12 protein-coding genes, 1 tRNA gene and 2 pseudogenes are annotated in these 15,956 nt (G+C 53.6%); 10 read left to right on the top strand and 5 right to left on the bottom strand.

Annotated features, from left to right (window positions below; genetic code table 11):
- Positions 1-464 precede the first annotated feature (464 nt).
- A complete protein-coding gene (locus AC1XDK_RS12135) occupies positions 465-1,472 on the top strand; it encodes a DUF8159 domain-containing protein (protein ID WP_483350156.1) in 1,008 nt (335 codons plus the stop codon).
- A 400-nt stretch (positions 1,473-1,872) separates the two neighbouring features.
- On the opposite strand, the gene AC1XDK_RS12130 is transcribed toward AC1XDK_RS12135, so the two are convergent.
- Positions 1,873-1,946 (bottom strand) — tRNA-Thr (locus tag AC1XDK_RS12130).
- A gap of 158 nt (positions 1,947-2,104) precedes the next feature.
- Between AC1XDK_RS12130 and AC1XDK_RS12125 the strand changes: the two are divergent.
- Together AC1XDK_RS12125 and AC1XDK_RS12120 are read left to right on the top strand one after the other, a co-directional pair.
- A pseudogene (locus AC1XDK_RS12125) lies at positions 2,105-2,182 on the top strand (twin-arginine translocation signal domain-containing protein); the annotation flags it as partial.
- Positions 2,183-2,311: 129 nt separating this feature from the next.
- Complete coding sequence (locus AC1XDK_RS12120; protein ID WP_483350253.1) at positions 2,312-3,703, top strand: outer membrane protein assembly factor BamB family protein; 1,392 nt, start codon at positions 2,312-2,314, stop codon at positions 3,701-3,703.
- Positions 3,704-3,857: 154 nt separating this feature from the next.
- Here AC1XDK_RS12120 and AC1XDK_RS12115 read toward each other — a convergent pair.
- The 3 genes and pseudogenes from AC1XDK_RS12115 to AC1XDK_RS12105 all read right to left on the bottom strand — a co-directional run bounded on the left by AC1XDK_RS12115 (position 3,858) and on the right by AC1XDK_RS12105 (position 7,889).
- Positions 3,858-5,125, bottom strand: a pseudogene (locus tag AC1XDK_RS12115) (RNA-guided endonuclease InsQ/TnpB family protein).
- A 683-nt stretch (positions 5,126-5,808) separates the two neighbouring features.
- Positions 5,809-6,168 (bottom strand): LysE family translocator, encoded by a 360-nt coding sequence (locus AC1XDK_RS12110; protein WP_483350155.1) that lies wholly within the window; start codon positions 6,166-6,168, stop codon positions 5,809-5,811.
- Positions 6,169-6,770: 602 nt separating this feature from the next.
- Complete coding sequence (locus AC1XDK_RS12105; RefSeq protein ID WP_483350154.1) at positions 6,771-7,889, bottom strand: mechanosensitive ion channel family protein; 1,119 nt, start codon at positions 7,887-7,889, stop codon at positions 6,771-6,773.
- 301 nt (positions 7,890-8,190) lie between these two features.
- Between AC1XDK_RS12105 and AC1XDK_RS12100 the strand changes: the two genes are divergently transcribed.
- From AC1XDK_RS12100 to AC1XDK_RS12090, 3 genes are read left to right on the top strand one after another with little or no spacing between them, the layout of a single operon-like run.
- Complete coding sequence (locus AC1XDK_RS12100) at positions 8,191-9,684, top strand: DUF58 domain-containing protein (protein ID WP_483350153.1); 1,494 nt, start codon at positions 8,191-8,193, stop codon at positions 9,682-9,684.
- A gap of 2 nt (positions 9,685-9,686) precedes the next feature.
- Complete coding sequence (locus AC1XDK_RS12095) at positions 9,687-10,145, top strand: DUF8163 family membrane protein (protein WP_483350152.1); 459 nt, start codon at positions 9,687-9,689, stop codon at positions 10,143-10,145.
- The gene (locus AC1XDK_RS12090) at positions 10,138-11,025 is read left to right on the top strand and encodes a DUF7982 domain-containing protein (protein WP_483350151.1); all 888 of its coding nucleotides are present in this window, start codon (positions 10,138-10,140) and stop codon (positions 11,023-11,025) included. The genes AC1XDK_RS12095 and AC1XDK_RS12090 overlap by 8 nt, the downstream gene beginning before the upstream one ends.
- Here the strand turns inward: AC1XDK_RS12090 and AC1XDK_RS12085 are convergent.
- A complete protein-coding gene (locus AC1XDK_RS12085; RefSeq protein ID WP_483350150.1) occupies positions 10,989-11,201 on the bottom strand; it encodes a DUF7563 family protein in 213 nt (70 codons plus the stop codon). The genes AC1XDK_RS12090 and AC1XDK_RS12085 overlap by 37 nt on opposite strands.
- A gap of 442 nt (positions 11,202-11,643) precedes the next feature.
- On the opposite strand from AC1XDK_RS12085, the gene AC1XDK_RS12080 reads away from it, so the two are divergent.
- The 4 genes from AC1XDK_RS12080 (at position 11,644) to AC1XDK_RS12065 (ending at position 15,950) form a co-directional block, all read left to right on the top strand.
- A complete protein-coding gene (locus tag AC1XDK_RS12080; protein WP_483350149.1) occupies positions 11,644-12,462 on the top strand; it encodes a GNAT family N-acetyltransferase in 819 nt (272 codons plus the stop codon).
- Positions 12,463-12,912: 450 nt separating this feature from the next.
- On the top strand, positions 12,913-13,947 hold the full coding sequence (locus AC1XDK_RS12075; RefSeq protein ID WP_483350148.1) for a thiamine pyrophosphate-dependent dehydrogenase E1 component subunit alpha: 1,035 nt from the start codon (positions 12,913-12,915) through the stop codon (positions 13,945-13,947).
- Positions 13,944-14,954, top strand: a complete 1,011-nt coding sequence (locus AC1XDK_RS12070) for an alpha-ketoacid dehydrogenase subunit beta (RefSeq protein WP_483350147.1) — start codon at positions 13,944-13,946, stop codon at positions 14,952-14,954. Before AC1XDK_RS12075 ends, AC1XDK_RS12070 begins: the two co-directional genes overlap by 4 nt.
- Positions 14,955-15,950 carry an NAD(+)/NADH kinase gene (locus tag AC1XDK_RS12065; RefSeq protein ID WP_483350146.1) on the top strand — a complete coding sequence of 332 codons (996 nt, stop codon included), beginning with the start codon at positions 14,955-14,957 and terminating at the stop codon, positions 15,948-15,950.
- The last annotated feature ends 6 nt before the right edge of the window (positions 15,951-15,956 follow it).

The following is a 15,956-nucleotide window of genomic DNA, read 5'->3' as shown; positions in this document are numbered from 1 at the left end:
CAAGTAGTTGCGTGATCGATGATCTCGAACGAAAGTGTCCTGTCTGCCACTACGTGTTTCAACGTAATTCGTGAACTGGGAAATCTATCTTTTTGAGGCGAGAGAATCCCGCCGTCGACGGCGGGCGTGAATCGCCGCACAGTAGATTTACGTGGTCAGTGGCTGTACTGGATGCTAACTGACGTAAGATAACCAAGATACTTCCGAGTCAGCAGGGCAGAACCATGACCCCACTGCCGGATAGGAATAACGGCAGCGTGGCCCTGCCAGTATCCTATCGGTTTACAAACGTAAGTTCCCAAACCAGCGGGTCTCGGCTCGTGAAAGGCCTCCGCGTTTCCGCCGAGGAGGAGGTCACCCCAACCATATCCATGACCCACCGAGCAGAATGGTAATTTGTTATCCATAAATGCTTAATAACCAATACTGGATATACTTATCCAGATAAGACGAGATCGTGATATATGAGCGTAAATCGGAAAATTACAATTATAGCTGTTATCATAATGGTTCTTGGAGCTGGTTGTTCATCATTCGGTACTATTGATAACGAAACAACTACGAGTACACATGATAGTAAAACGACATCGGAGATTGCAGCCGACAATACAGCAACCACAACCAATAGTGAGGGCACAGCAACGGTAGCGGACTCAACCACCGTGTCGTCGAATATAGATACGTCCGAAAGCGGGCACAGTTCCGACTCGTCGAAAAGCGATTCGACCACCACGGCTGAAAAGGCAGGAAAGGATACATCGACCGACAAATCATCCTCGGTGACAACCCAAGAGCCAATCGAAGACTCAACAGACGACGGTGACGCCGCAACGACCGACGAATCGGCAACGAGTTCCAATTCGTCAACTGACGACACATCGAGTGATGATTCGAATAGTGATTCATCGAGTGGCGATTCAGCCTCTACTGATGGCACAACTACTGCAGGGACACGAACTACTACAACACAAGACCCAACGCAGACCTCAACATTGACAGCTGCAACTACATCCGAATCGCCACAGACAACGTCTGACGAAACAACGACCACGACTTCTGTTAAGGGCGAAGATAGATATCGAAAGAAGTTCCTCGCAGAAATCGAATCGAGTGGTATCACTGTGGTTCACTACTCCCATCATACTGGGAACCCATCTGTGATCTATGCCACGCAGTATTTGGGCGACGCAAATGCTCAACACGAAGAGATGGATATGATCATCGAAGCATTTGCTGCAGGAGTCGAAGATGGCTGGCAGACAAACACTCTTCATGCCACCATCCAAGAAGGCTACAATGAGCCGCTGGCTTACTACCATATTGAGCGGACATGGGTTGAGCAGTACAACCAGGGAGAAATCAGCTACGACGAACTGAAGAAGAACGTTGACGAGACGGTCGAGTGGTTGTATAATGAACCATCAAAATCGACGACTGAATCGAAGCTCATCCACTACCACGCCAGAAGGTGAGATCCTCCCCGTCCTCAATCACGGGGTTTCTCACACCCACCACTGGGCGGTTCGTTGGTCTCTTCGGATATAGCACCCATCGCTGCCCCATCGTCTCTGTAGTACGTTTGTCATAGCACTTGAACGAACGCTAAGTCAACCGCAGTTCTGAGATCATATCGAGAAAACACTCCGTGAGCACGTTGAGAAACGGGAAGCGACGGAGACGCTCGATGATGCGAAAGAGACAGCAGAGGAAGCCGCTGAAAAAGCCAATGAGACAGTCGAAGATAGCGCAGACGAGGCGAGCGATGATACGGATGAGGCGGAGGTTACGGTGCGCGGCAAAGAATAGCTCAAATTGACTTTAAACAATCCTCTAGAACTCCTCTCATACTCTGTTGTCCAGAATTCGATGGAAAGCCTTAGGAGAGATTTGAACTCCCGACCGACTCCTTACAAAGGAGTTGCTCTGCCAGCCTGAGCTACCAAGGCAGTCGGATATCATTACGCACCCAACAAAGGCTTTCTCCTTTTCTTTGCTCCTCGTCGTTATTATTGGTTCCATGTCTCCCTTCCAATGGGTGTGTCTCGTAGTCAAGGCCCTGAATATTCACACAAAACTTATACATATTTGAGGAAAAGAATTCGTCATGAAATCTAGAACTCGGCGGGGATTCTTAAAAACGGCTGGCGTTCTTGGCACAACACTTGCGGTTGGATCACAGTTCACTCCATCCACAAAAGCTGCTGACGGATATAGCGATACATGGACGATGCCTCGTGGAAATCCGGGACGAACTGGCGCAACCACCGATCCTGGTCCAGGATCAAATGTCACTACCGAATGGTCATTTGATATGGACGGTGGAATGCACACCGCAGAACCGGTTGTCGATAATGGGACCGTGTATTTAGCTGTAACAACGGCACACACCCCTTCAGTCAGCAAGGGCTATGTAGCTGCCTTTGATCTGGAGCAAAAGACCACAGTTTGGAAGCACGATGGGATCGCTCGCCCGGGGACACCGACAATCAGTGGGGACACCATCTTTTTCAACACCCACGGTTCCGAGGATGCCGAAGCATCTGGATTCTTCGCGCTTGATAGCAACAGCGGCAAACAGAAGTGGCACAAATCTGCGTCGGCCGGTCTATCGAATGCACTCGTTGCGGACGGTCGGCTCTATGTTGACATCTCTGGAAGTATTGCTCAACTAGATCCCTCGACTGGTGACAGTATCTGGACAACCGACGGAGTTGATGGAACTGCGTGTTATACTGATGGAATTGTCCTCACTGCGGATGGGGTCGCACTCCAAGCCGACGATGGCTCTGTTCTCTGGGATGTCTCTGCTGATGAAGACTGGATACAAACAGCCGTCGATAGCCTCGTGTATGGCATTGGAAGTAAAGACGACAACGAGCCGGTGGTGAAAGCGAGGTCCACGAGCGATGGGACAGTTCAGTGGGAATATCCACTTGGATTTAAAGATGAATGGTGGGGGTCCCGACTGACAGTCGCTCACGGACACGTGTTTTTCGGAGTTGGAAATTCGATCCGGGCAGTCAACGCAAAGTCGGGCGAGGTAGCATGGAGGACAGAGATCAGTGCAGAGCTTTCTTCCACGCCAACAGTTGGTGGTGAGACACTCTACGTTCCTGGGCGAACAACCCCAGAACAGGATGATGGAGACGCACTAATCGCTGCTCTCGACCCACTATCCGGAGATCAGAAGTGGGACTACTCATTCGGGAGTTGGGAGATTGATGATTATGGCCCTACCGCTCGATCACCCGTTATTTCTGATGGACGAGCATTCATTACGACGTATCCGATGATGTCGACCCTCGATTGGATGTACACAGAATATGCAGACTTCCACGTTCTTGGTTCCGGGTCTGAACCAACTACAACAATAACTGAACCCTCGACCCAAACAACAACCGAGCCAACGACAGGGACGGAGACGGCGACGACAACCAAAACAACAACGGTTCAAGAAACGACTACCACCGGGACGAGTTCAGAGGTCACAACCGCTTCTACATCCACCACTAGGCAATTGACGATGTCTAAAACGACGACCACAAGGACAGGCAAGACGACTACGGGAGAGTCAACAATTCAAACGACCAGTACGAGTACTACGAACTCCGATGGACAGCCAGGTTTTGGAGTACTCACCACGATTGGTGGACTTGCTGGCGTCGGCGCGTATCTTCGATCACGACTCGAAAATTCAGAGTAATAAGAAAGTCGAGTTTTCACGTTTATTGTTCGTAGGTACCTCGACAATTCCTTCACCCATGGAACGCCGTAACTACCAGGCTACAGTCACCAGTGACATCCTCCCTGGCGTAAACGCTGGGGCTTCCCGTCCCGCAGGAGGGATATTTTCCGGTCTACGACACGACCTGCTCTCTCGTGCGAAACACCCCGCTCTCGCGGTCGAACACGTATGTCGGTGGCTGTGCCACACAGCCGTTACTCCTATCCTCGCCGTGAGGACTTGGAGTTATCTTCTGCCGCATGTTCTCCGCCGCGTTGCAATCCGCATTCCCGGCTAATCCACACGACGAGCAGACAGACAGGCCACGTTCGACACGGTTCGACTCGTGTCGTCGCCACACCGTGAGCAGGTCTGTGAGGTGTCCCACTCGTTCTCTTTCAACACCTCGACGCCGTGCTCCTCGCCTTTGTACGTGAGGTACTGGTAGATGCGGTCAAACGCCCATGAATGCAACTTCTTGTTCCCCGTCTTTCCCCAGTCCGAATCACGAACGTTCTCGGGCCAACTCACCGCGAGCGTGCCGACACCGCGTTCAACACATTCGGTGATGATGCTGTCTGCAAGAGTGTGGTAGAAGTGCGTCTCACGGTCTGCGAGTTTTTGGCGTGCCCACATCGACTTCTCGGACGGGCCGTTTTCGCCTTCTGTGTCGTACTCTGCACGTGTGAAGTAGTGCTTGTCTTGCTTGAGTGAATTGCCGGGGTGCAGAACGTACTCGTTGGGGAACGCGACTGTGGCGATATTCTTGATGCCGAGGTCGATTCCGGCCACTTCGTCGCCTGCAGAGTCGTCGGTTTCGAGTTCGACTTTGCAGACAAAGTGCAGTTCCCACTCGTCGCGGTTCCAGACTGCCTGAACGTTCTGTACCTTGTTGACTTCTGAGAAGTCTACATCCGGGTGGGTTTGGTACTCGCAGAGGATGAAGTTCGCAGAGGATGAAGTCCGAGAAATGTTCTTTGAGGTTCGAGCCTTTCGAGAGTCGGACTCTGTTGTTCTCGGAGTCGTGTTTGAAGCCGTCCGCTTTAAACGTGACCGTACTGCGTGGACGAGTGTCGCCGTATTTGCGGTAGCCGGGTGGATTCGCCATGTCGTCTTTCTGTCGCAGGTCGAATCATGACTGTAAAGCGTCGGAAAGTTCTTTGATGACTTTCTGACTGGATTGTGCGTTCAGGTCTTTCCAGCACGCTTTGGTACTTCATATACGCTTTCAGCGGGCCCTTCATCGGGAATCTCACCGATTGTATCCCACACGCGGTCTGCTGTCCATCGTGCGACGTTCCAGAGTTTCGAGGCGGAGTTTCCGAGCGAGTCGAGGCCATCGCAGACCTGTTGGTAGTTCTGGATGGAACCAACGTAGGTACGTGTGACCTCAATCGCCATACATAGCCAATATCGAACCAGTTACCTAATGCTACGGATTGGCGTTGAATATACGATCTGCCATCGGCGGTAGATTACGTAGGAGTTGTCGGATTCACTCCCGTCCCCAGAACGCTTCGCGTTCTGGTGTGCGAACGAGACGCAACCCGTCTCGTTAACGCCGTAAACGGCGGGATTCTCTCCTCGAAGAAAAATAGACCACAGCAACTGTCGAGAATTTTGCTCGCCAGTACTCACAACAAGCAAAGCAGAAACTCCTAGTACAACCCAGACAATCAACGCAAAGACGGGGTGAACTACCCCGCGTCGGATGACCCGTAGTACTCTCGCTGTATTTTCTATAGAGATAAAGTCGATTCAGACCACATTACTGTTGTTTCAAGACAAAATACTTCGATTTGGGTACTGAGATAACACAACGATCGTCTTTGCTCGGCCAGAGAATAGCACGCGTTCGAACAGGAAGGAGGGTGTGGGTAGGGGTAATAGTGGATCAGGAGTGATGGCACCAGACCCACGTTGAAGACCCATTCAGGGATCATTAGCGAACGCACCGCATTCTGTACCTTATTAGGGATCGGTAAATGCTTTGTGCTACTGTTCGAAACAAAGACGATCAGATTTCCTTTGAGAACGACTGAGTACTGTCAGTCAATACCACATCAGGTGCTGCAGTGCCCACGTTATCTCATAAGAGCACTACGAAAAGACTCGCGTGGCGTGTAGCTAGTACTCTCTGTCGTAATGTCAAACACATCGGTATGTCGGAATGTCTTCATTACGAGATAGAGGAGATACGCTTCGACAACAAATTTGACAATCGAGTATGCCCGTGTAGATGTCCGCAGGATAGCTGACAATCCAAGTACAGCAGCTGTTGTATGGATAATACTTCCTTTTGAAGACACCAGTGCGGCCAACACTTCCGACGATTGCCCATCGCTCACATTGCGAACCAGTATATAAATGCTGTTAGGACTGGTCGAAATAATGAGCGCGATTGCACCTGGGACAAAGGCGATGAGGACTCCAATACCAAACACGCATCTCGTTTGTGGAGGAATTATTACTGACACAAATGTTGTGGCGACCAAGGAGATAGGTGTCCTGACGTGATGGCACAGAACTGGGCACAGGTCGAACAATTTGCTATTCTGAGTGCTATCATCTCGAACTTCTTCTCAGGCCGGGACATTCTAGTTGATAATCTCTTTTCAAAATGTGTTGTCTATGTTGTAGGTACCAGTCTTTACTGTTCGTGAACTCTAACATCTTATTATGGAGTTATCACATGGCACGGTATAAAGTCGAATGTGTGACCCTCGACTACGACTCCCAATATGATGATTGCCGTTGTATTGAGGAAATTGGGTTTCGGACTGAAAGCGGGGGATAACTACTCGAACGCCACGTCAGGTGTACGAGATGATCAAACAAGATGGCGATACAGTCCACGTTGAGTACAGAGGAGATCTTACCGAGGTGATCGGTACGACTCATGGAACAACAAAATACGTCCGGACAGAGTCGACAGACTCTAAAGACGATACTCTTCTAAAAAAGCCAAGTTGTTGAGAACGAATCTTAAACTCTGTGTGCCATTGGTTCGGCATACTTTTTTATGGGACAATCTTGATTGACTTGCTCAATCTTGTTCGGGAATTGTAACCGTTGATTCGCCATCGACCACCCGAAACCCACCGGCTTCTTTCCGAGCCGACACCTCCTGCTGAGGATATGGAATTTTGATTCCTTCTCGGTCATAAGCGAGTTTGACAGCTCGAACCACGGCGGTCACTGCTCGCCATTTCCGACGACTACTTGGTTTCTCGATCCAGAACCGGAGCTCGAGCAGTACTGCAGAATCTCCTAGCTGTTTTAACACCACGTCTGGACTGGGTACCGTTAGGATATCATCGACACCCTTCATTGCCTCCTTTGCGATATCCATCGCATAATCAGGATCTGCTTCGTAATCTACTCCAACTTCAACATTGAGTCGAAGGCGTCCCTTCCGCCCGATATTGATGAGTGTACTACTACTCACAAAGTCATTTGGGAGCATAACATATTTTCCCTCAAACGTCTCAATACGCGTTGTGAAAATCGTGATATCAGTCACGATCCCCTCGTGCTCACCAATCTGTACCCAGTCGCCGATCTCGAACGGCCGGGAGAACATGAGTTGAAAGCCAGCGAGCAGTGACCCAAGCGTTTCATTCGCTGCTAATCCGATTGCAGCACCAAGCAGTCCAGCACCCACAAATAACCCTTGGAGGTTTATTTTCCAGACACCCAATATGGCGACAAAACCTACGAGATATACACCGATAATAGACAATCGCGAAACAATCTTTGCCTGATGCCGTGTGATCTCCTCGGTCTGTTGTAAGAGTCGGTCGACGACCCGATCAACCATCCCAGAACTCACGTACGCTGCGACACATACACCAAATGTCAGCACGATCTGAAATCCGGTCTTTCTGACTGCGCCGAGTGCTTTTACACCTTCTTTCGCTTGATTCGTCTGTTCCCAGATGATGACGAAAAGACTGCCACTGACTCCAATGAGAATCAGACTCGCGATGAAGAGACCGATATTTACGAGGCGAAATGGATAGTCACGCTTTGCAACCCGCGAGAGTCTCCAGAGTAGCCACTCACAGAGGATGAACCCGATACCGACAATGAGTGAGAGGAAAAACTGGCCCTCGGAACCAGGGAATTGATTGATAGCCCACTGAAGAGGCGATGCGAAAATCATCGATACTCATCTCTTGTGGGCTGGTATTGGAGGGAGCTCTTAAAGCGGGATATCCAGGTCTGTAGATGTAATTGCTGTACGACGCGCGTCATGCGTCACATTCGAAGACAGCCACGTCACAAGAGTGTACCGAAATTATATTTCACTACCGTAGACCAGTCGTCGATGAGCAGACGGTCAGTTGATCTCAAATATATTCACCGTCCCGTAGTAATAAATCCGATTCACAGAACAGTGACGACGGATTCTGATCGACAGGTAATACAGTACATTAAATTAGGTGGGGATTGCTGTCGATAGTATGGAGGTGACGCGGCGATACGAAGCTGGGGTGGTACTTGTCTGTCTACTCGCGATCAGTGCATGGCTTCTCGATCAACCCTTACTTCTCGTGGGAGCAGCCGGAATCGGCGCGTCACTGATCGTTCAGCAGTATCGCTTTGTGCGTGACGTGCTGGCAACGACAGACAACCTCACCGTAACCCAATCAGCATCACGCGATCGCGTGAGTACTGACGAAGAATTATCGATCGCAGTGCGTGCAACGCTTCCGGAGCCTTCCGGGCTTTCAATGACCGTTGAGGCACAGCCGCCAGTGACTGCAACCATCCGCGACCCGGAACACCAACAGCTTCGTCTTGCCACTGGGGATACGGAAGCGACGACGACGTTGTCACTTCGCTGGCCGGTCGCCGGAAAATTCGAGTGTCCGCCACCAATCGTGACGCTTACAGACCAAACTGGGATGTTTCGCTCGACGGTTTCGGCAGGGAATACCACAAGTATAACCGTCAGACCGCGACGCCCACGCTCACTTCATGTTGGCATGGCTGGCAAAGGGATGTCCACCGTCTTTGGTGAGCACGAAACTGGCGAAAGTGGCGCCGGCCTCGACCCAGGGGAGATCAGACAGTATGTGCCAGGAGATACGGTTCGACAAATCGACTGGAAGGCCACTGCGCGAATGAGACGACCCCATGTCCGTGAATTCGATGCCGAAACAGACCTTTCGACCGCGCTCGTCGTCGACAATCAGTCGGAGATGGCAACGGGGAAAACAGGAGAAACGAAACTCGATTATCTTCGACAGGTCGCGCTCGCCTATGTCGATAACGCACAGATGAATGGAGAGCCAATTTCGCTCTACACCGTTGAAGATGGAGGCGTGACTACCGTCCGGCAGCCGGCTGCAAGCACCCGCCACTACATTGGCTTAGAAACAGACCTACACGACCTTGTTCCGCACCCTGCGGAGGACGGAAGAACATACGGAGACAATGTATCCCTGGCACGCGCGACAACAAGGCGGAGAACAGAGAGAACTCAAACACCCCGCCAAGCACGAGAAATGGCGAGTCGCCTCCGCGATGACAGTTCGTCGTTCGGGCGAGCCCTTCTCCCCTATGTTACAAACTCTGAACGGTATGTACAACAAATCGAAGATGACCCGCTATACAAGGCGACTCGGACATATCTCCGAAGAATCCAGGGACCTCTCGTGACCGTGATCCTCACGGACGATACACATCGAATGGAAGTTCGAGAGGCAGTCAGAGCGGCACGTCACCACTCCAAACAGGTTCTCGTTTTCCTCGCGCCTACGGTGTTGTTCGAACAGGGCGGAATCGGAGATGTCGAAACAGCATATGAAGATTACGTCGATTTCGAGCAGTTCCGCCGTGATCTTACTCAAATCGATGGTGTGACCGCGTTCGAAGTCGGTCCAAGCGATCGAATCGAAGCGATTCTCACCGAAGCCCAACGAACGAGAGAAATTGCCGTTCGGGGGCAATAACGATGCAAGAGGAGACCTCAACTTGGCTCGGTGGCATCGGAGCGCTCCTCATTGGAATCCTTTGCACCGTCGCCACTGGACTACCGGGAGTTCTCGCCGGAGTAGTATTCCTACTGGTGTGGTACACTGTATCGACGTTGTACACCGTCGCGTTTGGGCAACTCATCGTTGCTATCCTCGCCGATAGCATCGCCGCTGAATACCTTATCCTACTGGAGATCGGCCTCCTTGCTGTACTCGTCGGACCATTATTGACGATTGATCGACCGCGCTGGCGTGTCACCGTCACAAGCGCTATGGCTGTTCTATTCGGTGTGGGTACACTGAGAAGCCTTCAGTGGAGTAATCGGCTTTGGATTGCAATCGCCGTTGTAATCTTCGTCTTTGCCATCGCCTCGTATGGACTGCACCGATACGAACGCGTCGCACTCGGACTCGTAGAGGAGAGTACTCATGAGTAAACAATCTGTTTCACCTACCCCAGAACAGGGTAACCAAACGGAATCGGATGCTGAATCGGTCGCCGACCTCACTGCCAGAATTGAACTCCTTACGGAAGAAAACAAACGGTTGCGCGACGAATATCGCCGTGCCCGACGGACGAGTTACCGACAAACCGCGCTTGGAATGGTTGGACTCGGCATCCTCGCCGGGATGGGTGCTCTGCTATTTCCCACCGCACAAACCGTGCTCCTCGCGTTGGCCGGCACCGGATTGTTCGCTGGTGTACTCACATATTTCCTCACCCCGGAACAGTTCGTCTCAGCGTCAGTCGGCGAGCAGACCTACGCCGCCCACGCTGCAACTGGTGGAGAGCTTGTAGAGACACTAGGCTTGACCGACACGACGGTGTATCTTCCGACGACAAATACAGCGAGCGGGGACGCAGGCGTACGGCTGTTCGTTCCCCAACACCGCAACTACGACCTTCCCGCGAAAGACAACGCGAACACATTATTTGTCGTGACGGACGATGAGCGTCAACGAGGAGTGACCGTCCCCCCTACCGGGTCGGGACTATTCTCAGAGTTTGAGTCGATGGTGGGTGATACCGCGACCGAACTACCTGACCTTGCAGACCAACTTGCGGATGCACTCGTCGAAGGATTTGAACTCGTTGAAAGTGCAACACCCGATGTGGATCCCGAAGAGGGACGCATCACTATCGCTATTACCGGGAGTCGATATGGTGCTGTGGACCGATTTGATCACCCCGTCTCTTCGTTCGTAGCCGTCGGATTGGTGCGAGGAACTAATCAACCGGTTACGCTCGAAAGCAGCGCAAGCGACGACGACCGAACCGATTATCTCGTCACTTGCTCGCTTGTCGTCGAAGAGTGAGAAGGAGATTTTTCAACACGTGCCGCCCCGTTTTTCACTGCTGTTGCCGACAAACAACTAAAGCAACCAAACACTTCATCGTCGTTGTTCCCACAGACGCGACCGAAGTCCGGCGTGACAAATGAACCGCAGTTGCGACACCGACGATCACTATATCCGACTTCCTGTTGAGGCATTCGTTTCGATCCAGTCATCAGGACACCACATCGGTCGTTCGCTGGAAGGAGTCAGCGTTCATCCTATCGTTGCTCGTGGTGAGAATTCTCACGCGCAAACTCTGAATGCTATAGCGGGTATCACACCGTTCGACTCTTCTTTTGATATCTGATTGTAACCGTGACATCGTGGTTGTAGGCGGTAGTCGTTCGCATCTCGCTGCTCGCTTTGGAGAGTGTTTGTTACAGAGTGCCAGTCACCGTACTGAGTCGGTCTATCCGCTGGGGTTTCAAACCTTTTTTCGTAGTTTTTTATAATTTAATAAAATAAAGATTTAGTTTAAAGGTCGGATTCGAAACGGTCCTATCCGAAGAGCAGTATCAGTGAGAAGAGTCAGGAATATCCACAGCACCGTAACCGTTCTGGCATGAGTTTATCCGATTCAAGGAAAAAAGATAGAGTATGAAACTCCACGAAACGACCTCGAATGATGCGGAGCGGATTCACGAGTTGGCACGTAGCGCGATGACCACCTCGTACTCCCTAAGTCCACAGCAGATCGAGAACATCGTCGACGAGGAGTTCTCCGACGAACGACTTGCCGACGTGATAACGCGCTCGGAGGGCTACGCGTTCGCGCTCGAAGACGAGGAGTTCGAGACGCTCGTCGGATTCATCGAAGGACATCTCGACGGTGACACGGGTGAAATACGATGGATATTCGAAGACCCCGAACACCGTGGGAAAGGGGTCGGAAAGGAGTTACTCGAAACGACGGTAGAGAAGTTACGCGAGGACGGCGCGGAGCGAATCCACGTGAAAATCCTTGAAGCGAACAGGGAAGGTGCAGGGTTCCTCGCCGATTTCGACGTCGGGAAGACGGATGATCAGCAGGTCGAATACGGCGGCGAATCGTTCGTCGAGGATCGGTACACCCTCGATGCATCAGAACGAGAGGCAGTTGACGACGGGTCCGAGGAGGAACTCGAACCGACGGAAGTGGCATTGGAGAACACAGAAACGCAGGACGGAGTGCTGACTGCCACGACCGACGACGGAGAGACTGTATACCTGAACGTGGAGGAAGCGAAATCGGGAACCGAAAACCCGTTTTTCGTTACCTACACAGACGAGGAGTTCACCGAGCAATTCGGCTACTTCTGTGGCAACTGTGGATCACTCGATACGACGCGTGACGCCCAAGACCACATCGAATGCGCCGAGTGTGGAAACGTCCACACACCGAAGTCGGCCGAATCGTACGACGGTTCGTATCTCTGAACGGGATTCCTCGTCGGAAAAGTGGTCGCCCGTAATTGGCAGCGGTAACCCCTCCGTGGGCGCTGACCGTGAAACGGACGATGCTCGAAGCACGACGATATCAATGGAGGGTACAGAAACGTCTCCGAAATCGACCGTTGCGAACTCACAATCGACGCGCACACAGAAACCGATCCGAGTCCGACCGAGACGCTACGGGCCGTCGTACGTCGAGCGAACGACCTGTATCACGTCCACGACGCAGTTCGGGAGGAACTCCACGCGGACGTCAGCGTCCACGGTGACGCCTTCTGAGAACGGCAGAAGAAGGTAGAAATCGGGGCGGTTGTTTCTGCCGACGAACCCTTCCAGAAGCGGATAAGTTTTCAGTGATAGTTCAAATTTTCAGAATGATACGTCCATAATCAATCATAATAGTTAATGCCCGATGTAGCAACTATAGCATGTACAATGGTAGCAATTGACATCGAAACAGAAGAGGGGCAAAAAGAAGCGTTACGTCGGATGCTGACGATTCGGGCGTTCGACACGAAAGCGGGTGAGTTATTCGGCGACGGAGAACTCCCGGGATTCGTACACCTCTATATCGGTGAGGAGGCAGTCGGTGTCGGTGCGTGTTCGGCATTGGAGGAAGAAGACTACATCACGAGTACCCACCGAGGACACGGCCACTGCATCGCGAAGGGACTCGGATTGGAGGGGATGATGTCCGAGTTGTACGGCAAGGCGGATGGCTACTGCAACGGCAAGGGTGGCTCGATGCACATCGCAGACGTGGATGCAGGCATGCTAGGTGCGAACGGTATCGTGGGTGCCGGGCCGCCGCTCGCCACCGGTGCCGCCCTCACGTCGCAGGTCAAAGGGGAGGACACCGTCGCGTTGGCGTTCTTCGGCGACGGTGCCGTCGCACAGGGACAGATTCACGAAGCCATCAACCTCGCCGCGACGTGGAACCTCCCGGCGATATTCCTGGTCGAGAACAACCAGTTCGGTGAGGGGACACCGGTCGAAAAACAGCACAACCTCCAGAACCTGAGCGAGACGGCGGAGGCGTACAACATCCCCGGATTCACGGTGGATGGAATGGACGTCACCGCCGTCTACGAAGCGGTGAAAGAAGCCCGGAAGCGTGCGCTCGCACGCGATGGACCGACGTTCATCGAAGCGGATACCTACCGCTATCGCGGTCACTTCGAGGGCGACCAACAGCCGTACCGAACCGACGACGACATCGCGATTTGGAAGGAAAACGACGCGATAGAGAAATTCAGGGAACGGCTGATCGACGCCGGCACCATCACCGAATCAGAGTTCGAAGAGATGGAATCGGAAATCAGCGAGCAGGTGGAAGCGGCAGCAGAGAAAGCCAAGGAAGCCGACTACCCCGACCCAAGCGAGGCCTACGACGACATGTTCAACGCCAACGTACCCGAGATAAACGATTTCGCACAGCAGATGCGGACCGACGGAGGTGAGGACCGATGAGTACCGAGAGCATGCCCTCTTCGGGACCGTCGGACACCGAAGAGATGACAGTTCGCGAGGCGATTCGACTCGCGATGCGAGAGGAACTGAACCGCGACGACGACGTCTTCGTCATTGGCGAGGACGTCGGCGAGTTCGGCGGCGTATTCGAAGTGACGAGCGGCCTCGTCGACGATTTCGGCGAGGACCGAATTCGTGATACACCGATCAGCGAAGCTGGGTTTATGGGCGCGGCGGTCGGTGCCGCGGCGACAGGAACGCGGCCCGTCGTCGAAATCATGTTCGCGGACTTCCTCGGCGTCTGTTCCGAGCAGATAATCAACCAAATGGCGAAGAATCGCTACATGTTCGGCGGAAAGACTGAGATGCCAGTGACCGTTCGAACGACCGAAGGCGGCGGGATGGGTGCCGCAAGCCAGCATTCGGGCACGCTACACACGTGGTTCGCACACTTCCCAGGCATCATCGCCGTCGCTCCGGGAACGCCGCGGGCCGCGAAGGGCCTGTTGAAGTCGGCCATCCGTTCGGACGACCCGGTGTTCGTCTTCGAGAACAAGGCGATGTACGAACAGACGGGCGAAGTCCCGCTCGACGAGGACTTCACCATCCCGCTCGGGACGGCGAGCGTCGAACGCGAAGGTGACGACGTGACCGTCGTCGCGACCCAACGCTTGGTCGGCGAATCGGTCGAACTCGCGGACGAACTCGCGGGCGAGACAAGCGTCGAAGTCATCGACCTCCGGTCGCTCTATCCGCTCGATACCGACACGCTCGTCGAGAGTGTCGAGAAGACGGGTCGTCTCGTCATCGCCGACGAGAGTCCGCTCTCGTACGGTACCCATGCGGAGATTGCGACGCGCACCATGGAGAACGCGTTCTTCAGCCTCGACGCGCCGATTCAGCGCGTCGGTGTCGCGGACGTGCACATCCCGTTCAGTCCGGCGTTGGAAGAGGAAGTCCTGCCGGACGCCGACGACGTGAAAGCGGCCATCGACCGCGTCGTATAAGTGTCCCCAACAGTCGGACTCATCGTCAACCCAGTCGCCGGCCGCGACATCCGGCGACTGACGGGCGGCGCGAGCGTTAGTAGCAACTATGCGAAACGGCGAACAGCAACCTGCGTCCTCGAAGGACTGACGATGGCAGACGATGCCGAAGTGCTGGTCATGCCGGACAGCGCCGGTCTCGCTGACCGAATCGTGGATGGTGCACCAGACGACCTCGTAGTCGACCTGCTGGATATGACGGTCACAGCGTCCGGTGAAGATGCACGAAACGCCGCGGAACAATTCTCGGACGAAGCGGATGCCGTGGTCGTCCTCGGTGGCGACGGCACCAATCGCGACGTCGCCCACGGAATCGGGGACGTCCCCGTCGTGAGCATTTCGACCGGGACGAACAATGTGGTTCCCACGGCGGTCGATGGAACCGTCGCCGGTATCGCCACGGGACTCATCGCAAGCGGTGCAGTGCCCGCCGACGAGACGACGATTCGGCACGGAACCGTCGAAGCAGTCGTCAACGACGGGAGTGGGGAACGCCGCATTCGAGGGCTCGCAACTCTCGGGATTTTGGACCAGCAGTTCATCGGGACCCGAGCCATTCTCGACCCGGAAGACGTCATCGGCGGCGTCGTCTCGCGGGCGTCACCGAAAGAAATCGGTCTCTCCGGCATCGCCGGTGGTCTCGCCGTTCACCGTCCGGACGACCCCGGTGGCATCGGCTTTCGAGTAGGGACGAACGAAGCGCAACAGGAGGTACACGCGGTCACCGTTCCGGGCGTCCTATCGCGTATTTCCGTCGAGGAGTATCGCACACTCGACGACGGTGAAGCGTTCGCGTTCGACGTCACCACAGGCGTCATCAGCGCCGACGGTGAACGCGAACTCGAAGTCCGCGATGCGTCCGTCCAATTGCACCCCGTTGCCGACGGACCACGACTCGTAGACATCGACGCGGTGATAGGACGGGCCGCGAATGAAGGACTCTTCCGCATAGAATAACTCGAT

The organism is Haladaptatus sp. HS23 (genome assembly GCF_056892285.1).
This window is presented reverse-complemented; position numbering and strand designations above follow the sequence as displayed.